This window comes from Williamsia sp. R60 (assembly GCF_054063855.1).
The window spans coordinates 954341-976232 of record NZ_JBSSGR010000003.1 but is presented as its reverse complement, the minus strand read 5'-3'; the positions used below and the strand labels follow the sequence as shown (position 1 = coordinate 976232).

Here is a 21892-nt window from a genome sequence, read left to right as displayed (position 1 = left end):
GCGGCCCGCGTACGCGCTCGACGCCACTTGACGCGCGCCGATTAGAGGCTCCCGAACTATCCGGACATGTTACTTTTGTGCGGCACAGACCTCCTCGAGGCTTACAAAACCCGGGCATGGTAGGTATCACGTATACTCATTTTCCGGAGTCACCCAGGAGCCCGCCGATGTCCGTCGCTCAAGCCGACCCGTCCAGGAACGATCCCCCCGCTGAGGCCGACGCTCTCGACCGTCCCGACGAGCCGGCGGTCGGCAAACTGGCCGCACAGGTGGCCCGGCGAATCGAGGCAGAGGTCGTGCAACGCGGCTGGCCGATCGGCGAATCCCTCGGCTCGGAACCCGACCTGCGCGAGCGGTATGGCGTGAGTCGCGCCGTTTTCCGCGAGGCTGTGCGGCTGGTGGAACACCACAAGGTCGCCCGAATGCGCCGCGGCCCCAACGGTGGGCTGTTCGCGACGGCCCCCGACGCCGGTCCCGCTGCCCAAGCCCTGGTCATCTACCTCGAGTACGTGGGGACCAGCCTGGACGACCTCATGCACGCCCGCCGTCTGCTCGAGCCCCTGGCAGCCGGACTGGCCGCAGAGCGGATCACCGAAGAGGGCATCACCCTTGTCCGCCAGACCGTCGATGCGGAGCGGTTCACCGACCATCCCGAAGACCGCAGTGCCGAGGGCCTGCAGGTCGTCGTGGGTCAACTCTCCGGCAATCCCGTATACCAGCTGTTCATCGACGTGCTCGTTCGGCTCACATACCGATTCTCAGAGCCCATGAGCGTCGGGACCCGCGAGTACCGCCGAGCGCGTGCGTGGGTCGTGGACCAGCACATCGCAATCGCCGACGCAGTCATCGCCGGCGACAGCGGCAAGGCCGAGGCCCGGAGCAGCGAGTTCCTCGACGGCCTTTCCGAATGGATGCGAACCCACAGCCGCGCACCTGCCTCCGGTACGGCCCGGTCAGTGATCGCACCCGTGAAGGAGGGTGAGCCCCTCACCAAGCTCGCCGAGGTCGTCGCCGACCGTATCCGGGACGACATCGCCGCCGCCGGTTGGCCTATCGGCTCGGTCTTCGGCTCGGAGACCGACCTACTGGAGCGCTACGGCATCAGCCGTGCCGTCCTGCGCGAGGCGGTGCGCCTTCTCGAGTACCACTCGATCGCGCGGATGCGTCGCGGACCGAGGGGTGGACTCGTGGTCGGCGCTCCCGACCCACAAGCCAGCATCGACACCATGGCGCTCTACCTGGAGTACATGCAGGTCTCAGGCCCTGACTTCGTTGCTGTCCGCGACGCCATCGAGATGGGCATCGTTTCCCGGGTGACCAGCCGACACAACGAACCGGGGCTGGCGGAGCAACTCGACCTGGCCGTGCGGCGAATGAGCGCGGGCGAGGGCAGCGACCAGAGCAAGGCCGACCACTTCCATACGGAGCTCGCCGATCTCGCGGGCAACCCCGTTCTCGCACTCTTCCTTCGCATCCTCAGCGAGCTCTGGCGCCGGCACCTGGGCGAAAGGTCCGCAGAGGTAGATCCGGTGGCACGCCTACAGGTCGAGAACGTGCATCGTCGGATCGCCGACGCAGTGATCACCGGTGACGAAGGGATCGCGCGCCACCGCATGCGCCGCCACCTCTCGGCGCTGACCGAGTGGTGGCACTGACACCAGGTCGGACGTCAATGAAGCGGCGAGTCGAGGGGCGTCACTCAGCCGCCACGACGTGGATCTCGTCGCGCTGAGTTGCCATCAGCTGGAACCCCGCGCGACGGCGAGCATTTCGTCGATGCTCACGAGCTTGACGCGGGGCCGCGAGGCCTCGCGCCCTGCAGCCTTCTCATGCGTGTCGATCGCCTTCCAGTCCTGCACACCCAGGTGGGATGGGAGGAGCTCGGCCGCGTCGGCGTCACCGGCAGGCTCGTTGAGCGTCCCGGCGAGGTAGTCGTCGATCAGGAGTTGCACGGTCTCTTTGGCGCACTTCTTGTTGGTGCCGATGACACCCGACGGCCCCCTCTTGATCCATCCAGTCGCATACACACCACGGATCGGATCGAGGGTCTCGGGCTCCATCAGACGCCCAGCCACGTTCGGGAGGACGGCGCGTTTCTGGTCGAATGGCAGTCCCTCGACCGGTCGGCCGCGGTAGCCGACCGATCGCAGCACCAGGCCGCAGGACAGATCCTCGATGTCGTCGGTCGCGACCGCAGTCACCATGCCGTCGTGCTCAACGAGCTTGTTTCGGACCAGACGAACGCCTTCTGTCCAACCGTCGCCGAGGATCTCGGTGGGCGATGCGAGGAACCGGAACGTGATCCGCTTCGGATGCGTCGGCGGCTTGGTCGCCATCTCGGCGAGGAGCTGAGTTTTGACCCGCCCCGTGGAGAAGCTCTCGTCGCCCTCTTCTATCTCCTCCATCGAGAGCTCATCTGGGCGTGCCAGCAGATCGACGCCGGGCAGGTCGCGCAAGCCGAGAAGCTCCGGCGTCGTGAAGGCGGCCTGCATAGAACCGCGACGCCCCACGACGACGACCTCCTTGATGTTGCTCTTCGCGAGCTGCTCCAGTGCGTGATCGGCGATGTCCGTCTTGCGGAGACGTTCGACGTCACTCACCAGGATCCTGGCGACGTCGAGCGCGACGTTGCCGTTGCCCAGGATCACCGCTCGCTCCCCCGACAGGTCGAACGTCCGTTCCGCGAAGTCAGGGTGGCCGTTGTACCAGGCGACGAACTCGGTCGCCGAGTGACTTCCGGGCAGGTCCTCGCCGGACACGTCGAGGGAACGGTCTGCCATCGCGCCAACCGCGTAGATCACCGCGTGGTACCGGTCCGTCAGCTGCTCGTGGGTGATGTCGCGCCCCACCTCGGTGTTGAGGAAAAGCCGAAAGTCCTTGCGTCGGAATGTCTTGACGAAGGTGTCAGCGGCCTGCTTGGTCTTTTGGTGGTCGGGCGCGACACCGAACCGCACGAGCCCGCCGGGGGTCGGGAGTCGTTCGAACATGTCCACCTTCGCGCCCAGGGCACGCTGAGACAGGAGCTCCTCAGCCGCGTAGCAGGCGGCCGGACCCGAACCGACGATTGCCACGCGAAGGGGGCCCGGCGAGCTGTCCAGAAGTCGAGCGGCGGGACGCTCGGGATTTCGGTCGTAGTCGGCGTGGGCCGGATCCTTGAAGTACAGCGCGTTGATCTGCTCGTACTGGACGAACTCATCGGACAGCTCGTAGTCGGGTGCAATGGCGCTGACGGGGCAGACATCGACGCACGCGCCGCAATCGATGCAACTCGACGGGTCGATGTACAGCATCTCAGCGGTGCCGTAATCGGGCTCGTCCGGCGTGGGATGGATGCAGTTGACCGGGCACACCGGAACACAGGCGGCGTCGTTACAACAATTCTGAGTGATGACGTGCGTCATGGCCATCGGCCTTCCTGTGTGCCGTCGATCGCTTCCGCGAGCCGGGCAGTCCTTCCAAGGATGAGCGAGTCTTCTCGTCCCATAATCACCTAACTATTATAACGCTTTACCTGCTTCTGTGTCTTGCAGCATTCGCAGGTGGTTAGTTGCATCGCGGCGATGCTGAAGCTCAGCGCACCTCGATCGCGTTCAGGCAAGATCTGCGCGAAGCGGGCCCGCTGAGACACTTGATACAGGGCCACTGTCGCGGCAGTCCCAGCTCCCAGCGGGTGAAGCGCCGGCCGCGCGGCTGCGGCGGTTCCATGACGGATCGGAACACGTTCTGGTCCACTCTGGCGAGCAACAGCTCCGAGCCCGAACCTTCGGCGCCCCGGCTGCAGCCTCCTGGTTCCGCGGAACGTATCACCGCGCCGCCGGCCCGAACCGCCTAGTTGCAGATGACGCAGGGCTCCTGGACCGCCGTCGGGTCGGCGAGTGGGATGTTGGCGAACGACGCCGCGGCTTTGTTGTGCTGGACTTCGTAGCTGCCACCGACGAGATCGGGCAACATCGTTTGCGGGATCAGGGAGTTGGGCTCGTTGGAGCGCACCGTGATTCGCAGCGAGTACCCCTTGGGGATGCGGGCGAACACCGGGTCCAGCCCGATGTCGAGCTGATTGATCCCCGTCGTCGACATCGGCTGCAGGCTGTCTCGGGTCAGCGGCTGGTAGGGCAGCCAGGGCTGGCCTGCCGGCGTGAACCAGGTGCGATTGCGGTCCAGTGTCCGCAGCTGACCGCGAAGCCGCCCCGACGCGATGGCGTTCGACTTCGACCCATCCGGCGAGACGATCTGGAGCGACGCCGCGAGGATGGCGTCCTTGGTCGTGGACCTCGTGAACACCGTGACGTCGGACGGGCCGGCGATGATCTGGTCCCTCTCCATCGGCGCGGAGGTATAGGTGAGCGCCCCGACCTGGGACAGCAGATCGTTGTCACGGCATTTGAGAGGATCACCGATCGGCATCGTCTGATTCTGGTGGTTGCAGGGAACCGACTCGGGGACCCACTGGAGCGAGTCGGCGCCGGTCACCGCGGTCGGTGGCGTCGACTGGAGCGATCCGTTGTTGGTCGACGGTGCAGCCGCGGTGGTGCTTTTGCCGCCGAACCAGAACGTCGTCGGCTTCGCGCCCGTCAGCGGGTACGTGCTGGTGTCGTACCAGCTGCCCGTACCGGTGCCGCTGCCGGTGAGCGTCATGTGCAGAGGAGTCTCGGTCTTGTCGATGCCGTTGTCCACTTCCTTGAGCCAACGGTCGTACCACGCGAGCTGAACGGTCTTGCTCCACTCTGGTGATGCGATCTCAGTGTGTTCCCATGGTCCGATGAACAACTGATAGCGTCCTGACGCGGGCTGTCCCGACGCCATAGGTGAGTCGTACGGCCTACCGGCCCAAGCGTTTTGCAGCGCCGAGTACATCTGTGACTGGGTGGTCTGGAACTGGTCGAACCAGCCGCCCCACATGAGCACCGTGATGCCGTTACGCACGATCGTTGGTGCAAAGTTCGCGAACTCGCGCTGCTTCCAATACTCGCCGTCATACAGCCGGTCACCGCCCTGGAGCGATTCGTTGGCCCATTGCAGAATCTGGTTGTCGACACCCGCGAGGTTGTTCGACACGGACGACAGGATGCGCGTGGGGTCAGAGGTTCCCCAGGTGGTGACGGGACCGGTCACCCCGGTGGCGGAGAAGATGCCGCTGGCCACGACGGCCAGGCCGAGCAGGTTGGGCAGGCCACCTCTCATGGCGTCGCGGTAGACGTCCCCGGAGAAGCAGGCCGGTGCGATGGTCTTCAACGGCGAGTTTGGTCCGACGGCGTTTGCGGTGGCGAGCTGCGTAATGCCCAGAGCGGAGCAGCCCAACGTGCCGACCTTCCCGTTCGAGTGCGGCAACCGGGCCGCCCATTCGACCAGGTTGGCACCGTCCTTGCCCTCGCGGGGTCCCCAGAAGTCCCAGGCCCCTTCGGAACCGCCACGGCCGCGCATGTCCGCGACGACCTGGATGTAGCCCCGCTTGACGTAGAAATCGTCCTCGCCGCCCAGCGTTGGGAGGTTCTTGTCGTACGGAGTCTGGACCAGCAACACCGGGAATGGGCCCTCCGCCGGGGCGCCGGAGGCGGTGGTCGGGTAGAGAACGTTGGTCGAGAGGCGCACGCCGTCGTCCATGACCACGCCGACGTTGGTTTGCTTGCCGACACCGTAGAGCGGCTCAGAGGGGCGCGGAGCGGGAGCGGCTGACGCCGTTTCGCCTCCCACTGCCACCGAGCTGGTAACGACCAGGGCTGCGGCGACGCTGACGAGAACCGCGCGCCACGGAACTCGTGTACGGAACAGACCCATGTGAGTACTCCTCGCTTGAAGGCAATGTCGAGGAGCATAACGACGGGCGAGTGTCTTAGAAGTGCTTATTCGCAAAAAAAGTGCCCTGATTTGCGTCCCAGACTTCGAAGGGACAAGTGACCGTCGCGGTGGATCAGCCCGCACCAGGTCATGAACCTGCGCGGTCACTACGGCTCGGCCGGCCACAAGGCAAACCGCTTCGACTCACCCAGCCGCTCGAAATTGCCTGTCTGTGCTGCCGTGACAGAGGCGGACACGAGCTCCATGCTCCCTCTCGCGGGACCGGTGACTCCAGCGGCGTGATCCGTCAGCTAACTACGAGCACGATGAGCGAGCTGCCGCACGGCCGGAACCTTCCGTGCTATCACCGTGGCGATGTCGAAGAAGGGAACACCGAATTCGTCGCCAGAACCCATGCATGCGGCCCGGCCGGTTAACAGTTTCCAGTGCGACAGTCAGCGCGTAGCTACTAATTCCGTCATCTCGACGTGGGCGGCGGGAACGATGTCGGGCAAGCATCGATCGCGACGAGCGACTCGGGCAACCATGGGCCATACGTAGACTTCACGTTGCCAGCAACGAGGTCGGGCGCAGTGGCAGTGGAGGAACGTCGTGAGAATCAAGAGTGATCAGCACACCAATCTCGGCGCGGGCCAGCGCTGGTGAATTGTCGCTGCACATGCGGTCATCGGAGAAGATGCGGGGGATGGAATTCGCCAGACGGAGGCGACAAAATCCTGTCCCTGAGGCCGACCGACATCCACCAAGACACGGCCCGCGACGGCTGGAATCACTCATCACTTTCAACTCAAAGTGATGAGTAGATCGGGTTTCAGAGGCAATTTCACCGAGAACGACAGTGCATTTGGCCTGGTGAAAGCCATAATATGGTGCGCCCGAAGGGATTCGAACCCCTAACCTCTTGATCCGTAGTCAAGTGCTCTATCCGTTGAGCTACGGGCGCGTGCTCGTGTTCAGTTGTACGTCAGTCTGGTTGCACTGGCGGAGGCGAGAGGATTTGAACCTCCGGTTCCGTTTTAGCGGAACAACTCATTAGCAGTGAGTCCCATTCGGCCGCTCTGGCACGCCTCCTGGTGGAGTCCTTTCGAACTGCCGAAGCAAAAGATTACACAGTCCGCGGCGGCCAGAGCAAACCGCCTCGTCGTGCCACCTCCGTAACGGCAAGAGGCCCTGGTGAGGGCAGTCGGCGGCCTCCCCTAGATTGGTTGGGGTGACCCCGCATATCCGCCCCGATCTCGCCGACGTGCCCGCCTACGTCCCCGGCAAGAACGTTCCCGGCGCTCTCAAACTCGCGAGCAACGAGACCACCGACGGCCCCCTGCCGGGTGTCGCAGCCGCGATCGCCGAGGCCGCGTCCGGCGTCAACCGCTACCCCGACAACGGTGCGGTGGAGCTGACCAGCGAGCTGGCCAAGCACCTCGATGTGGCCCCGGAGAATATTCAGACCGGCTGCGGGTCGGTCACCCTCTGCCAGAACCTGATCACCATCGCCACGCGGCCTGGAGACGAGGTGCTCTTTGCGTGGCGGTCGTTCGAGACGTACCCGCTGGCCACCCGGGTCGCTGGTGCAACACCGGTTCAGGTGCCACTCACCGACGGACGGGTGCACGATCTGGCGGCGATGGCCGATGCCATCACCGACCGCACCCGGCTGGTGTTCGTCTGCAACCCGAACAACCCAACCGGCACCGTCGTCGACTCAGCTTCCCTTCACGACTTCATGGCTCGGGTTCCGTCCAATGTGATCGTGGCGCTCGACGAGGCCTACTACGAGTACGTCAGGCCCACCGAGGCCCAACGCTACGACGCAGTCGAACTACACCGCCGCTACAAGAACCTCGTTGTGCTGCGCACGTTCTCCAAGGCTTACGGTCTGGCCGGGCTGCGGGTCGGTTATGCGATCGCCGACCCGGCCGTCACCAATGCGTTGCTCAAGGTGCACGTGCCCTTCAGCGTGAACTCGCTGGCGCAATCGGCTGCCATCGCGAGCCTGCATGCCAAAGATGAACTCCTGGCGCGGACCGACTCCGTGGTCGCCGAGCGCGAGCGGGTCACCAGCGAGCTTCGCAACGCCGGATACAACGTGCCGCCGAGTCAGGCGAACTTCGTGTGGATCGACCTCGACGATGACAGCACGAAATTCGCCCAAGACGCGACGGATGCCGGGGTGATCATCCGGCCCTTCGCGGGCGAGGGCGTGCGAATCACGGTGACCCACGCCGAGGAGAACGACCGGTTCCTGGCCTTCGCCCGCGACCGCGCGTCCCGCTGATCGTTTCGAACTGACTACAGACCGGGCGAGAGCGCCGGCCACAGAGTCTTGAGGTCCTCGGCCCAGTACGCCCAGGAATGTGTGCCGATCACCTGGAAGTTCTCGGTGGCGGGGATCCCAGCGGCCCGCATCCGTACGGCGAACTCGATCGAGCACCGGTAGGCGCCGATCTCCAGATAGCCGCCGACGGCAACGGCCTGGTCCCTGGTGAACCCGGGGTCGGGCACAGTGAGTCGATCGAGTGGACCGGGGACACCGGAGCCCGCCGAAATGTAGATCTGCTTGCCGCGCAGCGCATCGAGACGACCGGACGGGTCGTGCTCAGCCCAACCGGGCGAACCCCACGGTCCCCACATGTTGGTGGCATCGCCACCGTCTTTGGCGACGGTCGCACGGACGTAGCTCTCGTTGATGGGGCCACTCACCGGCGGGCAGCCACTCATGGAACCGACGCCCGTGTACAGCGACGGATGCCGGGTGGCGAGCGCAAACGCCGATTGGCCGCCCATCGACAGCCCCGCAACCGCGTTGTTGCCGTTGCTGTTGTACGTCTCGTCGATCAGAGGGGGCAGTTCCTTGGTCAGGAACGTCTCCCACTTGGGTTTGCCCATCTCCGGATCACGACGTTGCCAGTCGGTGTAGAACGCACCGCGACCCGCGGGAAGGACAACGTTGACGTCTTTGTCGGCGAAATACCGGTCAGCGCCGCCCTTTTCGATCCAGTCGCTGACGGTCGACGACTTGCTTCCGGCGCCGTCGAGCAGGTACAGGCTGCCGCGCGAGGACGACCGGTCGCGGGGCAACAACACCGTGACGTGTACGTCCCCGCCCATTGCCGGTGATGAGATGGTCAGGTCTTCACGCTGGGCGCCGACTTTGACAACCTTCTCGATCGTCGCCTCACCAACGAGCGGGGTGGCGGTGGCGACGACGGAGGTCGATGCGAGGATCGCTCCGCATGCGGCCAAGGCGCCGAACAAGCGGGCCACAAACATGGTGCGAGGCACGGACCACTCCTTCAGATCGCCGACTTCTTGACCCGCGAAGACTACCCAGCGTGAGTACTGAGAGCAACGAAATGATGGAAGCCTCACATATTCGCGGCCTCCCCGGCGACTACCCTCAACCAGGTGGCACGCCGACTGCCGCCGACCGACACGGAGGGGACGAACGATGGCTGTTGAGACGCCGAGAGACCCAGGCGATTTCGCATTCATCGCCGATGTTCCGGTTCGATGGTCGGACATGGATGCGTTCGGACACATCAACCATGCCCGCATGATCACCCTCATGGAGGAGGCGCGGGTCGCCTGGCTGCTGAGCGTTGGCGAGCTGTACGCGCCGCTGATCAAGAGTGCGATGATCGTAACCGTCGAGATCCGGTATCAGGCCCAGCTGCGTCACGAAGACAGCCCGCTTCGAATTGCGATGTGGATCAAGAGATTTCGCTCAGTCGACTTCACAATCGGTTACGAGGTGAGGTCGGCAACAGCGAGCCCGGATTCCAAGCCGGCCTGCGTCGCGAGCACGCAGATGGCCGTGGTCGACATCGAGAACCAACGACTACGACGGTTGACGGACACCGAGAAGTCCTACCTACAGCAGTGGTCGCGAGCCTGAACGACCTCGCCGATCACCCGTCTGCGTTCTTCCTCAGCTGAGGGTTGGTGGCTGCCCGACTCGGAGCGGGGAGCACGGGCTCCTCGAACGCCGGGCCCAGAACACCACTGACGTTGCCCTGCAGGATGTTTCGGTAGTCACGTAGGTGTGTACGACCCATGCCGAGCTGTTCGCTGAGCCGTCGGGTGTTCTCGGCCGACAGTTCTCGTTCGCCGGAGCGGCCTATCAGTTGATCGATGCGATGGTCGATGGTGCCGGCGTAGTTGACCTGCTCGAGGATCCGCAGTTCGTGAGCGGCCGCGGCCACCGCGTCGGCGACATCGGCCAGGGCGGCCACCCGCGCGATCAACTGCGACCACACCGGACGCAGCTCGGCCTCGCGTGAACGCAGCTGCTCACCGAGACGCTCATCGGATGCCGCGACCACACGAACCCGGTCCAACTCGATCCGGACTGTACGGAGGTTGATCACGTCGGCGGAGATCTCCGCCAGCTCGGCATGCAGATTGATCTGGGTGCGCTGCACCGAGAAGTGGTCGCTACGCCACACAGGCGACCGAACGATCCGGTCGTAGGCACTACCGGCGATGTAGAGCAACGTCTCGTACCCGTCGACGAACCGCGCTGTCGACGAACTGTCATCGTCTGGCCCCTCGATGATCGCAGCCTTTTCCGCCACCCACTGGCCTGCTCTGGACCGCCCGTCGGTGAGTTGGCCGATCACGCCTGCGGCGGTGTTCGCAGCCATCGCTCCTGCGCGACGCAGATAACCGGAGTCCAGGCTGTTGGGAGTCGGCGTGAAGAGCAGCGCGTTGAACAGTCGCTCACGGTCCGGGATATCGAGGTAGAGACCGTCGCGACGCTCTCGGCGGATGCCGCGCACGGTGCCCGCGAACACCGGCTTGGAGGCGGTGACAAGATTTCGCGCGGTCTCTCGCCGACGGGTCAGGGTCATGATCCGCGATCGCAGCACCATCGCGCCGACCCGGGGCATTCGGGGATTGCGCAGGTAGTCGTCGAGCTGATCCAGCTCGCGATGCAGCCGGCGCAAGTCACCGAATCCGCCGATCGCGGGAATCGGCATACCGGCCGTCGCGCGACGCACCAGCACCGCCCGCGCCGAATCGGCGAGGAAGCCGGATGCGATCAGGATCGAGGCTGCGTCCGACAGATCGGGGTGCCGACCGGGGATCTTGGTGTGGTCACACCAACGGCGGATATCCGCGGCAGCACCACCGTCGGCGGTGAATGCAGAACTGTCGGTCATGTGACCTCCCGGTGAAGCGCTTTCAACCAGTATTACCGGACGCTCACGACCGCCGACTTCCGCTTGTGCCACAAAGGGGCGGTGACCTGGTGCAACGCCCAGGCCACGGGGGTGGCCAGCACCACAGTGACGATGAACACCCCGACCACAGATCCGGAGAAGATCGGATAGCCGAGCATGTCCATCACCAGTTCGAGCACGATGAGATGGACGAGGAAGAACTCGTAGGAGATCTCGCCGAACCACACCACCGCCGGCCGCGACATCACCCGGCTCCACCAGTGGTCACGTGCGCCGATGGCCAGCGGCGCGATCAGTCCGACCGCGATGACGAGGTACAGCACCGACTTCACGATGGTCGCCGACAGCGAGTTCGGGGTGATGGTCGGCTCTCCCGCGATCGACGTGCACGCGAGCTGGAACGCGAGTACCGCCACCAGTACCGACAGCAGCGGATGCCAATTACGCATCAGCTGACCCAGGATTGCCAGCAGCATCCCCCCGGCGAACCAGATCAGGAACGCGGGCGCCCACAGCCGAGCCGTGACGTCGAGCCCGGTGATGTGATGAGTGGCCACCGCCCAGGCCGGCGACACCAGCATGAGCACGATCACCGCGGCGATCATCACGCCTGGACGCCACCGCCCGCCGCACAACCGGGAGATCACCCACCCGAATACGGGCAGCAACAGATAGAAGACAATTTCGGTGGCCAGGCTCCACATGTGCGTGAGGCCGGAATGGAGGAAGCCGAAGCCGTAGGTCTGCGTGAGGGTCAGGTTGCGGACCAGGCCCTCGGCTCCGTGACCGAGGGTGGAGTTGTCCTCTTTCCAGACGAAGACGAGGTAAACGCCGAGCACGGTGAGCCAGTACGCCGGAAGGATGCGACGGGCCCGGTGCCAGAAATACCGGCCGACGTCCGGCGCCGTTCCAGACTGTCGTAGCGAGGTGACCCACGGGGTGAAGAGCAGGTGGCCCGACAGCACAAAGAAGATCGCGACACCCACCTCGAGGCGCGCGAAGAACCACCCCTCGACGTTGTCGGTGTACTTGCCGGTCCAAAACGCCGCATGGGTGGCGCACACCAATAGTGCAGCCAGAGAACGGATCCCGGTGAGTGAGTCGACTCGACCGACGGGTGCGGGCCCTGCTGCCGGAACGTCGGTCATGGTGGGCTCGGCGGGGTCAGCCGGCGGTCAAAGCCGCGGCCACCCGTTCCAGTGCGGCCACGCGACTGCCCTTGACGAGCACCGCGTCGCCCGAGGCGAGATCCGACAGTGCTGCCGCAGCCTGTTCCACGGTCTGGACATGCTGGGCGTCTGGACCGTAATCGGGTGCATCGACGGCGATCACCTCCACGCCGAGCGCTCGGGCGCGCTCGGTGATGGCCAGATGTTCTGCCGGCGCCGACTCACCGAGTTCGGCCATCACGCCGAGTACCGCGACACGACGCGAGGCGGCCAGCGTCGCCAGGGAGTCCAGCGCTGCGGCCATCGATGTCGGGTTGGCGTTGTAGGCGTCGTTGAGGATGAGCACGCCACCCTCGGTGCGGGTGAGTTCCATACGCAGACCGGAGATCGCGGCCTGTCCCAATCCTGCGGCGATCCTGTCCACCGGGACGCCGATGCCGCCGGCAGCGGCCACCGCCGCAAGCGCGTTGGAGATCTGATGTTCCCCGCGGGCACCAAGGGTGACGGCCGCACTTCCCCAGGGGCTGTGCAGAGTGAAACTGCCACGCAGTTCGTCGTCCAGCGAGATGTTGTCGGCGTAGACGTCGGCGTCGGGGGTGAACCCGTAACGCAATACGGTCGCCGACGTGCGGTCAGCCATGGCCACCACCAGCGGGTGGTCGTTGTTGAGTACGGCCAAACCGTCGTCGGGCAGCGCTTCGATCAATTCGCCCTTCGCCCGTGCCACCGACTCGATGTCGCCGAAGAGTTCGAGGTGCACACCTTCAACCCTGGTCACGATCCCGACCGTGGGCCGCGCGATGTCGCACAGCAGCGCGATGTGCCCGACTCCGCGTGCACCCATCTCCACGACCACGGCCTCGGTGTCGTCGCGTGCGCCCAGCAAGGTCAACGGCAAGCCGAGTTCGTTGTTGAAGGAGCGCTCGTTGGCCGCGGTGACGTACGACGTGGCCAGCACCGATGCCAGCAGGTCTTTGGTGGAGGTCTTTCCCACTGAGCCAGTGACTCCCACAACCGGGCCGGTCAACCGCCCGCGCGCGGCACGTCCGAGGTCGGCGAGGGCCAATGCGGTGTCGCGAACCACGACGGCCGTACCGCTACCGTCCTCAGCGCCCCGGCTGGTCAGATAGGTGGTGACCCCGGCCTCGCGCGCCTTACCGATGAAGTCGTGGCCGTCGCGCTCGGCGACGATCGGCACAAACAGCTGGTCGGGGCGCACGCTGCGTGAATCGATGCTCGCACCGTCGATGGTCGTGTCGGGTCCGATCAGACGTCCACCGGTCGCCGCTGCCACATCACTCGCCTTGAATCGCACGCGTCGACGCTACCGGCAACGTGGGTGTCGAGACGACCCATCCCGCACCTGGGCGTAGTTTGCCACCTCCTTCGGCCCGTATTGTGTCTGCCATGTCTTCGCCCGTACTTTCCGATCTCCTGCGCCTGGTCGTGTTGTTCGGCGGTGTCTCCGCCGAGCACGATGTGTCCTGCGTGACAGCAGCGCACGTTCTCGCCGCGGCCGATCGGTCCAAGTACGACCTGGTGCCGGTCGGCATCACCAAAGACGGCACGTGGTTCCGCAACGACAAGGCCATCGCGGCCCTGTCCGACCCTGGCGTCTCACTGCCCGACGCCCTCGAGCCCGCCGGTACCGAAGTCGATCCGCTGTCAGAGCTGCTCGCGTCACCGGACGGGCTACCCGTCGTCGTGTTGCCGTTGCTGCACGGCCCCCACGGCGAAGACGGAACCGTTCAGGGGATGCTGGAGCTGGCCGGGATCCCGTACGTCGGGGCAGGCGTTCTCGGGTCGGCTGTCTGCATGGACAAAGCGTTGGCGAAAATCGTTGCCGCGCAGGCCGGAATCCCTCAGTGCCGGTGGATCGAGTACCGGGTGGGCGCGTCGGACCACAGCACGCTGGTGGATCGCGCAGTCGCCGAACTCGGTTTCCCGATGTTCGTCAAACCCGCGAATCTGGGTTCCTCCGTGGGTATCTCGAAAGCCCATGACGAGGCCGAGCTCATTGTTGCGGTGGAACTGGCGCTGCGCTACGACGAAGTCGTGGTGATCGAAGAAGGTGTTGTCGGACGCGAGATCGAAGTGGCCGTGCTGGGCAACAACGAGCCCGAGACGTCGGTGCCGGGCGAAGTGCGGCCGGGCGCCGAGTTCTACGACTACGAGGACAAGTACATCAACGGTGCTGCGGCATTGATGATTCCGGCCGAGCTGCCGGCGAACGAGGCCGAACGCGTTCGCGAGCTGGCTGTGCGATCGTTCCGGGCGCTGCGATGCTCAGGGATGGCCCGGGTGGACTTCTTCTTCGAAGAGGGCGGCCGCGGCTGGTTGCTGAACGAGGCCAACACGATCCCCGGCTTCACACCCCACTCGATGTACCCGAAACTGTGGGAGGCCACCGGGCTCGACTACAGCTCCTTGATCGACAGGCTGGTCGAGCTCGCTCGAGAAAGACACTCACTGCGAGCTGGATTCAGCACCGAACACTGACCAGCGACCGCGAAAGGCGCGGAACACCGTCAGGTGTCCCGCGCCCCATCGATCGGGTGTTCGGTCAGCCCGTTCCGACCAGCTTCGCGAATGCGACTACATTGTCCTGATAACTGCTCGCGCTCTCATCGAACGCGCCGCCACAGGTGATGAGGCGAAGTCCCGCGTAGTCGAGCGTGCCGTAGACGAGGTCCGTCGGGAACTCGTCCTTCGGGAACGTCGTCACCTCGGTGACCTCGAATCGAGCGATGCTGCCATCTTCACGGGTCACGGAGATCTCGGCACCGGGCTCGAGGTTGGTGAGCTCGAAGAAGACGCCTGGAGCGCCTGCCCAATCCACGTGTCCGGCAATGACTGCCGGACCCGTCTCCCCCGGCGTCGGCGCACCGGTGTACCAGCCGGCCGGGAAACCTTCTGCCGGAACCTGCATCGCCCCTTGCGCATCGAGTCCGAGCCCCATCAACGACGAGTCGACGCCGATCGAAGGAACCTCGATCCGGGTGGGAATCGACTTGGTCAGTCCCGCGGCGTTGACCGCAGGATTGACGACGGCGTCCCTCGTCGGTACGTCGACGCTGCCAGGCGACGATTGACCGGCACATCCTGTGGCCACCAATGTGATCGCGAGCAACAGAGCTGCGAGCACCGCCGACAGGCGAGGTGTTGTGCGTCTACCGCCGGTTCCGGTCGACGCGTCCGGTGGCATCATCAGGAGACCTGCACGCTGGAAGCCGTTGCGCGGCCGAATTGTTGGAGCCACTGAACGCTCAGGGCGCTTGCGCTGCTCCCGTCGCCGGTGTTGACCGAACCACGCGGCACGTTGGGAACCTGACGACCCGGTGACGGCGCCTGGGGTGCGGTGTACTCCCCTGATTCCGGTGCCGGCTGGTTGTAGCCCGGTGCTCCTGGCTGTCCCGGTGTCCCTGGTCCACCCGGTGCTCCCGGCTGTCCTGGTCCGCCCGGCGCTCCGGGCAGGCCCGGGATGTTCGGTAGACCCGGGATGTTGGGCAGAGCCGGCAGTCCGGGGATCGACGGCAGCGTGAGCGTCGGCAATGTCGTTGTGGTCGAGGTGTTTTCGTTCGGCAGCAACGTTGTCGTAGATGTGGTGGTGTCTTCGGTGGTGGTCGTCTCTTCAGTTGTGGTGGTCGTATCCGTTGTTGTGGTGGTGTCCTCGGTGGTGGTCGTCTCTTCAGTTGTGGTGGTCGTGGTGTCCGGCGTTGTGGTCGTGGTGTCCGGCGTTGTGGTCGTTGTCGTCGTGGTGGTTTCCGTCGGCTCGTCCTCACACCCCGAATTGAAGATCGTGTTGTTGTTCAGGGTCACGGCAGCGTTGAGCGAGATCAGACGACCGTCGATCGTGGCGCCCTGACCAACCGTGATGGCTTCACTGTTCGTGATGACCGTCCCGACAAAGTTCGTGCCGGTACCAATCGTTGCGGCAGAGGGGATCTGCCAGAAGACGTTGCACGCCTGAGCCCCGTTGGTCAGAACCACGCTGCTGTTGGCGGCCGTGGTGAGCGCGGATGTGCTCTTGAAGATCCACACCCCATCGTTTCGCCCCTGCCCGTCGAGCGTGAGGGTTCCGGTGAGCCCCAGTACACCGCCAGTGTCGTAGGTGTCGCCGAACAGTGTGCGCCCACCGAGTTCCACACCCCCGAGGGTGGTCCCGCTCTGGCTGCCCATGTTGTTGTACGCGGTGTTCGCCGACCCACGCGCGAGCTCCGAATCCGGGACGCTGCGAACAGTCGGTGAAGGGACGATCTGATTTGCGCCAGGACCGATTCCGGTGATGGTCGACGTGGTGGTACCGATGTCGCCGGCTGTGATCGTAGTTGTGTTGGTGTTGGTGATGCCCGAGTAGGCCAGTACCGCGAACTCTTCGGCGGTGCCCAGCGGCGGAGCCACCGCGGCAGCCGTCGCTGTCGTGGCGGTGAAGGTGATGGCGGCGAGTGACATGGCGACAACAGACGTCGCGGCCAGCAACACCTTCTTCAGGGGAGATTTGCGGACGATTGCAGGTCTGTATTGCGGGTTCATACGCACTTGGCTCAGCCCAATCCTGGGTCTCAGAGATCAATGACTGCCGAACTTCGGTCAGGCACCACTCACGTCCACCCGGCGAACAACGGACCCCGCGCCCCGATTTGCCTGGCCGCATCAAGTGGTTCCACTCTGGCGAAACTCTTGTGACACCGGCCGCTTGATTCGAGTGAACGCTCATTCAGACAGGTTGTCAAACAGATTCTGAGACAAAATACGGTTGGCTAAAGATGGCGAACGGTAATTTAATATCATTATGTATCACCATTCATTGTTGAACCCATCCTGCAGCCCCTAGGTGACGAACTACGTACAGATGCGAACAATATCCCGGATCGTTCAGGGTTCTGACCAGCATGCTCGTATCCTACGCAGCCAGTTTCGTGGTCGACTTCACACCGAACAACCGGGGCTTATGTGAACTTTTCGGCAAGCGTTCCGGCCATTTCGTCATGCCGAATCAGACGGTAAGTCTGGCGACGCCAGCGGAGCCCGGGGCAATAGACAGCAAGATCATTTGGATATTTTCTCCGGAAAGCAGTTTTATTAACTAGAATCTAACTGCAGTTACCCCCGCCCTTTGCGACGCGACCGGCAAGCTCGGCTGGCACGATGGGTCCGTGACAGAGAACGTGAGTGGCCGGGTCTGGATACACGGCGAGCTACAGCGGGATTTTGCCCTCGAGATGGTGTCCGACTGCCTCGGCGACGCCAGCAGACTCGTCTGGGTGGACCTTGTGGATCCCACTCACGAGGCGCTGAGCAAGCTCGCCGCGGAAATCGATTTGAACACCTGGGCCGTGGAGGATGCCCTGGGCGACGCAGAACGCGTGAAGGCAACCGTCTATCCCACGCACCGGTTTGTCACCGTCTACGCCGTTCACGTCGACGCGAACCCTACTTCCGGGAAGGGCGCAGCCCTGCACAGCGACCGCATCTCGTTGTTCATCAAGGACAACATTCTCATCACCGTGCGACTGTCCGACCATTTCGACATGAACGAGGTCACCACCCGCTGGGACGAGATGGGGGGCCAGCAGTACGGCATCGGCGCGCTCATCCACGGGCTTCTCGATGTGGTGGTGGACGGGCACTTCGACGCCGTGCAACGACTCGACGACGGCATCGAGGACCTCGAGACGCTGCTCTTCGACGACAAGTACAACAGCCGGGAGCTACAACAGCAGACGTACCGGCTCCGCAAGGACCTGGTCGCGTTACGCCGAGTGGTGATGCCGATGCGCGAGGTGGTCGCGATGATCCAGCGAAGCCGGCTGGAGAACAACGCACCCAGCGAACTCGATCCCAATTTCTCAGACCTCTACGACCACGTCCTGCGCGCGACGGAGTGGACGGAATCGTTGCGGGACATGGTCACAACGCTTTTCGAGACCAACTTGTCCCTCCAGGACGCGCGCCTGAACACCGTGATGAAAAAGCTCACCGGATGGGCCGCGATCATCGCGGTTCCCACCGCCGTCACCGGCTTCTACGGACAGAACATCCCCTACCCCGGGTTCGACCACTACAGCGGCTTCATCTCCAGCACCGTGGTGATCGTCGTGGCCGTTCTGGCGCTGTACATCCTGTTCAAGAAACGCGACTGGCTCTGATCCAGACTCCGGTCAGCGGACGCCGGCCGAACGGAGCCGGGCAGCTTCGCGTCCGGCAGCAGCGTTGGCCACCCCGGCACGCGACCCCGCCAGTTTGCCTGCGATGTGATCGGCAACGGTCACCGGCGAATAGCGACTCCCCGCACCCACACACGAAGGCAACGTGCTGATCGTGGCGTCGATGTTGCCGTCGTGGAAGTAGGCGGCCGAACGGCGCCGCTCGATCGTGCCGTCGACGATCGGCGGCTTGACCCGGTGCAGCGTCGACATCCAGCGCTCGTTGGTCCACCGGGCCATCAGATCGCCGAGGTTGACCAGCAACGCTCCATCCGCAGGCGACACGTCGTGCCACGTGCCGTCGTGCGCAAGCACCTGCAGCCCTTTGACCTGGTCCGCCCACAACACGGTCACGATGCCGTAGTCGGTGTGCTCCCCCATCCCGGTCAGCTCGCCGTCGAGCTCCACTTCGCCGGGCGGCAGCGCATAGTTGTTCATACGCAACACATCCAGCGAATGGTCGGTGAACCGTTCGAAGAAATCGGGTTCGAGATCGAGTGCGTCGGCGAACACCCGTGTCAGCGTGCGGGCCACCCTGGCGGCCTCGGCGAAGTAGGGTTCGACGCCCGCTTTGAACTCCGGGGCCTCAGATGGCCACAGGTTGTCGGCATAGTCGTCGGCCGGCAGATCGTGATCGGGGTACTGCGCTGCCGCGACGCCCACGTTGAACGCCTCGAAGAAATCGTTCATCCGGTTGGCCGCTTCGACCCCCAGACTCAATGACAACGATTCGGTCTTGGGCGGCGCATACCCACGATTGATGCGCGGCGGTGTGCGGTAGGCCTTCTTCGTGTCAAGTGGGAGCGCGAAGAACTGGTCCATGGCGGCGGTGAACGCGTCGGTGATCTCGGGTGGGATTCCGTGACCGAGGATTTGGATGAAGCCGACCTCTCGGCAGGCCTTGTCGATCTTCCGGGCGACCTCTGCGCGTTCCTCATCGGTTCCGCGCCGCACGTAGGGCGAGATATCCACCAGGGGGACAACAAAATCGGATTCTGACATGTCTATCTCCTCGCGGGACACGTGTCGACATCAAGTCAGTTGTGGACGTGAACCGCTGCAGCGGCAATGCTAGGTCACCCGGCCGCGAGCTGCACGCCGGCGAGTGGTGTCAGACTCCCAGCACCGTGTCCAGATGGTTTACGATCGCCTGCACCGCCTGCTCGGCGCCGGGGAGCACGTTGATCAGCTGGAAGAACCCGTGCATCTGTCCCTCGAAGATCGTCAACTGCACCGGTACTCCCCGGTCGGCCATCGACGACGCGTAGGCCTCGCCCTCGTCCTTGAGGACATCGTGTTCGGCCAGCAACACCAGTGCGGGCGGAGTGCCGGCCGGGTCTCCCTCCAGCGGAGAAGCTTCCGGGCTGAGCCGGGTGGCCGGGTCTGGGGCGTAGTGGTCCCAGAACCAGATCATGGTGTCGCGGCCCAGCAGCAACTGATTTGCAGGGTCGAGGTAACTCACGGTGTTCACATCGTGTCCGGTGACGGGGTAGACCAGGATCTGCAGGGCCAGTGGCGGACCCGATTCGGCCACCGCCCGCTGTGCGACCACTGCGGCCAGGTTTCCGCCTGCGCTGTCGCCGGCAACGATGAGCGGCTCGTCCGGCCAGCTCGCCGACGCCCACATCGTCGCGTCCCAGGCGTCGCGCACCGCGTGCGGAAAACGATGTTCGGGTGCGAGGCGGTAATCGGGCGTCACCACAACACAATTGGTTGCCTGAGCCAGCCGGCGCGAGAGGGCGTCGTACTGGTCCACCGAACCGATCACCCAACCGCCGCCATGAAAGAAGACGATGACGCCGCGAGTGCTGTCGGAGGCGCTGTAGACGCGTACGGGGATGTCGTAGCCGTCGTCGGCCGCAATCGTGTCGTCGCGCACCGTATGTAGCTGTGGGCCGGCTCCGCTGAGGTCTCCGAGCGCTGTGCTGACCGACCGCGCCTGGGCCGGACTCAGTTCGGCGATCGGCGGTCCGCCGGCCTTGGCCAACTCGGCGAGCAGGGCGGTGGTCGCATCATCGAGTGCCATGAAAACGAGCCTACCGAGCACACCACCGGTGCACGAGCGTCTTCGGCTCATGCACCGGTGGTCAGTAGTTCAGATCGGATACTCAGTCGCGCGGCGGCGGCGACACCTGGACGCCCCCGGATTCGTGCTCCGGTCCGGCGTTGGGGTGTGAGGCCGGTACGCGACTACGGAAACGAGCCGCTTCGCTCGGCCGGGGGTCCTGTCCGGATCCGCTGTGCGGCGGCCGCTGGAACGGGCCCGGCTTGGGACGCGGCTTTCCGCCCGGCAGTGCGAGACGGAAGATCGTGCGGTGCACCTGGAACCACTGCTGCCCGAAAGGTCCTGTGTTGTAAGGCAATCCGTACCGTTCACAGATGTCCTTGACCTTGGGTGCCACCTCTGAGTAGCGAGTGCTCGGCATATCCGGGTAGAGGTGATGTTCCACCTGGTAGCCGAGGTTTCCACTGATCACGTGGAACAGTGGGCTGCCCTCGATATTGGCCGCGCCGAGCAACTGCCGGACGTACCAGCCACCACGGGTCTCGTTCTCGGTTTCCTTCTGACTGAACGTGTACGTCTGGTCCGGGAAGTGGCCGCAGAAGATGATGGCGTGGGCCCACACGTTGCGGATGATGTTCGCCGTGAAGTCCGCCGCGAACGTCGCGATGAAGGTCTGCTCGACGCCCGGGAGGGCCTTGTCCATCACGTTGGCAACGTTGCCCACCGCACCCTTTCCGCCCTGGACGCGACGCAGCCTGCGCGCGAGGCGCGACGTCTTCGGCTGCTCGATCCGCCCACCGGACGCGATCTGGGTGAGCGCAAACGCACCGGCGCTGATGGCCGGCCAGCCGATGTAGTCCTTGATCACCTGGCGGCGCGCCTTCACACCGATGCCCTTGATGTCGTGCCACAGCTCCGACATCGACTTCTCCCGCTTGCGGATCGCCTCCAGATCCAGATCATGCAGTGCCACACCCCATTCGAAGAACGCGGTGAGCAGGAAGTTGTAGAACGGCTGGGCAAGGTAAACGGGGTTCCAGCGCTGGTGCGGGTCGATCCGCATGATCTCGTAGCCGAGATCTTTGTCTTTGCCGCGGATGTTGGTGAACGTGTGGTGGATGTAGTTGTGCGAGTGACGCCAGGATTCGCCGGTGGATGCGGTATCCCAGTCCCACACCGACGAGTGGATGTCCGGATCGTTCATCCAGTCCCACTGGCCGTGCATCACGTTGTGGCCGATCTCCATGTTCTCGAGGATCTTGGCCATCCCGAGGCACGCGGTGCCCGCCACCCAGGACACCTTCGACCGCGACCCGAGCAGCAGCACACGGCCGGCGACGGCCAGCTGACGCTGGGTGGCGATGACGTTCTTGATGTAGGCGCGGTCGCGATCACCGAGGTCGCCGTAGACCTCGTCATGGATCGCATCGAACTCTTTGCCCAGCTGTTCGATGGTCTCGTCACTCAGATGCGCCAGCGGGTTCTCTGGGTCCGGAGTGATCGGACGGATTCGTTCGGCGTTGATGGTCATGGTGA

Annotated in this window: 16 protein-coding genes and 2 tRNA genes; 5 read left to right on the top strand and 13 right to left on the bottom strand. The window is 64.4% G+C overall.

Features of this window, described 5'->3' with window-relative positions:
- Positions 1 to 167 precede the first annotated feature (167 nt).
- A complete protein-coding gene (locus ACVWY6_RS18035; RefSeq protein WP_457539853.1) occupies positions 168 to 1655 on the top strand; it encodes a FadR/GntR family transcriptional regulator in 1488 nt (495 codons plus the stop codon).
- Between the two features lie 84 nt (positions 1656 to 1739).
- On the opposite strand, the gene ACVWY6_RS18030 is transcribed toward ACVWY6_RS18035, so the two are convergent.
- The 4 genes from ACVWY6_RS18030 to ACVWY6_RS18015 form a co-directional block, all read right to left on the bottom strand.
- Complete coding sequence (locus tag ACVWY6_RS18030) at positions 1740 to 3401, bottom strand: FAD-dependent oxidoreductase (RefSeq protein WP_457540205.1); 1662 nt, start codon at positions 3399 to 3401, stop codon at positions 1740 to 1742.
- Between the two features lie 427 nt (positions 3402 to 3828).
- Positions 3829 to 5775 (bottom strand): CocE/NonD family hydrolase, encoded by a 1947-nt coding sequence (locus ACVWY6_RS18025; RefSeq protein WP_457539851.1) that lies wholly within the window; start codon positions 5773 to 5775, stop codon positions 3829 to 3831.
- Between the two features lie 888 nt (positions 5776 to 6663).
- A tRNA-Arg gene (locus ACVWY6_RS18020) sits at positions 6664 to 6739 on the bottom strand.
- Between the two features lie 36 nt (positions 6740 to 6775).
- Positions 6776 to 6867, bottom strand: a tRNA-Ser gene (locus ACVWY6_RS18015).
- A gap of 139 nt (positions 6868 to 7006) precedes the next feature.
- Between ACVWY6_RS18015 and hisC the strand changes: the two genes are divergently transcribed.
- A complete protein-coding gene (hisC, locus tag ACVWY6_RS18010; protein WP_457539849.1) occupies positions 7007 to 8068 on the top strand; it encodes a histidinol-phosphate transaminase in 1062 nt (353 codons plus the stop codon).
- Between the two features lie 14 nt (positions 8069 to 8082).
- On the opposite strand, the gene ACVWY6_RS18005 is transcribed toward hisC, so the two are convergent.
- On the bottom strand, positions 8083 to 9063 hold the full coding sequence (locus ACVWY6_RS18005) for an alpha/beta hydrolase (protein WP_400726822.1): 981 nt from the start codon (positions 9061 to 9063) through the stop codon (positions 8083 to 8085).
- Between the two features lie 178 nt (positions 9064 to 9241).
- Between ACVWY6_RS18005 and ACVWY6_RS18000 the strand changes: the two genes are divergently transcribed.
- Positions 9242 to 9688, top strand: coding sequence for an acyl-CoA thioesterase (locus ACVWY6_RS18000; protein WP_457539848.1), 447 nt, complete (start codon positions 9242 to 9244; stop codon positions 9686 to 9688).
- Positions 9689 to 9701: 13 nt separating this feature from the next.
- Here ACVWY6_RS18000 and ACVWY6_RS17995 read toward each other — a convergent pair whose 3' ends face one another.
- From ACVWY6_RS17995 to ACVWY6_RS17985, 3 genes are read right to left on the bottom strand one after another with little or no spacing between them, the layout of a single operon-like run.
- On the bottom strand, positions 9702 to 10955 hold the full coding sequence (locus tag ACVWY6_RS17995) for a hypothetical protein (RefSeq protein WP_457539846.1): 1254 nt from the start codon (positions 10953 to 10955) through the stop codon (positions 9702 to 9704).
- A 32-nt stretch (positions 10956 to 10987) separates the two neighbouring features.
- Complete coding sequence (locus tag ACVWY6_RS17990; protein ID WP_457539844.1) at positions 10988 to 12124, bottom strand: acyltransferase family protein; 1137 nt, start codon at positions 12122 to 12124, stop codon at positions 10988 to 10990.
- Positions 12125 to 12140: 16 nt separating this feature from the next.
- A complete protein-coding gene (locus ACVWY6_RS17985; protein WP_457539842.1) occupies positions 12141 to 13460 on the bottom strand; it encodes a UDP-N-acetylmuramoyl-tripeptide--D-alanyl-D-alanine ligase in 1320 nt (439 codons plus the stop codon).
- Positions 13461 to 13552: 92 nt separating this feature from the next.
- Between ACVWY6_RS17985 and ACVWY6_RS17980 the strand changes: the two genes are divergently transcribed.
- Positions 13553 to 14644 carry a D-alanine--D-alanine ligase family protein gene (locus tag ACVWY6_RS17980; protein ID WP_457539840.1) on the top strand — a complete coding sequence of 364 codons (1092 nt, stop codon included), beginning with the start codon at positions 13553 to 13555 and terminating at the stop codon, positions 14642 to 14644.
- A gap of 64 nt (positions 14645 to 14708) precedes the next feature.
- Here ACVWY6_RS17980 and ACVWY6_RS17975 read toward each other — a convergent pair whose 3' ends face one another.
- On the bottom strand, positions 14709 to 15353 hold the full coding sequence (locus ACVWY6_RS17975) for a class F sortase (protein ID WP_457539839.1): 645 nt from the start codon (positions 15351 to 15353) through the stop codon (positions 14709 to 14711).
- A complete protein-coding gene (locus ACVWY6_RS17970) occupies positions 15353 to 16678 on the bottom strand; it encodes an ice-binding family protein (RefSeq protein ID WP_457539837.1) in 1326 nt (441 codons plus the stop codon). Before ACVWY6_RS17970 ends, ACVWY6_RS17975 begins: the two co-directional genes overlap by 1 nt.
- Before the next feature lie 623 nt (positions 16679 to 17301).
- Here ACVWY6_RS17970 and ACVWY6_RS17965 point away from each other — a divergent pair.
- Positions 17302 to 18294, top strand: coding sequence for a magnesium transporter CorA family protein (locus ACVWY6_RS17965; RefSeq protein WP_457539834.1), 993 nt, complete (start codon positions 17302 to 17304; stop codon positions 18292 to 18294).
- Between the two features lie 12 nt (positions 18295 to 18306).
- Here the strand turns inward: ACVWY6_RS17965 and ACVWY6_RS17960 are convergent, their stop codons facing one another.
- From ACVWY6_RS17960 to ACVWY6_RS17950, 3 genes are all read right to left on the bottom strand, one after another.
- On the bottom strand, positions 18307 to 19353 hold the full coding sequence (locus tag ACVWY6_RS17960) for an isopenicillin N synthase family dioxygenase (protein ID WP_317712796.1): 1047 nt from the start codon (positions 19351 to 19353) through the stop codon (positions 18307 to 18309).
- 109 nt (positions 19354 to 19462) lie between these two features.
- Entirely contained in the window at positions 19463 to 20377 is a 915-nt protein-coding gene (locus tag ACVWY6_RS17955) for an alpha/beta hydrolase (protein WP_457539832.1), read from the bottom strand.
- Between the two features lie 82 nt (positions 20378 to 20459).
- Positions 20460 to 21887 (bottom strand): fatty acid desaturase family protein, encoded by a 1428-nt coding sequence (locus ACVWY6_RS17950; protein ID WP_023954766.1) that lies wholly within the window; start codon positions 21885 to 21887, stop codon positions 20460 to 20462.
- Between the last annotated feature and the right edge of the window lie 5 nt (positions 21888 to 21892).

What these genes read in the sequence shown, in the direction of transcription:
- ACVWY6_RS18005 (WP_400726822.1), bottom strand. Translation starts at nt 9,063, where the DNA reads ATGTTTGTGGCCCGCTTGTTCGGCGCCTTGGCCGCATGCGGAGCGATC.
- ACVWY6_RS17975 (WP_457539839.1), bottom strand. Translation starts at nt 15,353, where the DNA reads ATGATGCCACCGGACGCGTCGACCGGAACCGGCGGTAGACGCACAACA.
- ACVWY6_RS17955 (WP_457539832.1), bottom strand. Translation starts at nt 20,377, where the DNA reads ATGGCACTCGATGATGCGACCACCGCCCTGCTCGCCGAGTTGGCCAAG.
- ACVWY6_RS17980 (WP_457539840.1), top strand. Translation starts at nt 13,553, where the DNA reads ATGTCTTCGCCCGTACTTTCCGATCTCCTGCGCCTGGTCGTGTTGTTC.
- ACVWY6_RS18035 (WP_457539853.1), top strand. Translation starts at nt 168, where the DNA reads ATGTCCGTCGCTCAAGCCGACCCGTCCAGGAACGATCCCCCCGCTGAG.
- ACVWY6_RS17950 (WP_023954766.1), bottom strand. Translation starts at nt 21,887, where the DNA reads ATGACCATCAACGCCGAACGAATCCGTCCGATCACTCCGGACCCAGAG.
- ACVWY6_RS18030 (WP_457540205.1), bottom strand. Translation starts at nt 3,401, where the DNA reads ATGACGCACGTCATCACTCAGAATTGTTGTAACGACGCCGCCTGTGTT.
- ACVWY6_RS18000 (WP_457539848.1), top strand. Translation starts at nt 9,242, where the DNA reads ATGGCTGTTGAGACGCCGAGAGACCCAGGCGATTTCGCATTCATCGCC.
- ACVWY6_RS17990 (WP_457539844.1), bottom strand. Translation starts at nt 12,124, where the DNA reads ATGACCGACGTTCCGGCAGCAGGGCCCGCACCCGTCGGTCGAGTCGAC.
- ACVWY6_RS18025 (WP_457539851.1), bottom strand. Translation starts at nt 5,775, where the DNA reads ATGGGTCTGTTCCGTACACGAGTTCCGTGGCGCGCGGTTCTCGTCAGC.
- ACVWY6_RS17960 (WP_317712796.1), bottom strand. Translation starts at nt 19,353, where the DNA reads ATGTCAGAATCCGATTTTGTTGTCCCCCTGGTGGATATCTCGCCCTAC.
- ACVWY6_RS17970 (WP_457539837.1), bottom strand. Translation starts at nt 16,678, where the DNA reads ATGAACCCGCAATACAGACCTGCAATCGTCCGCAAATCTCCCCTGAAG.
- ACVWY6_RS17995 (WP_457539846.1), bottom strand. Translation starts at nt 10,955, where the DNA reads ATGACCGACAGTTCTGCATTCACCGCCGACGGTGGTGCTGCCGCGGAT.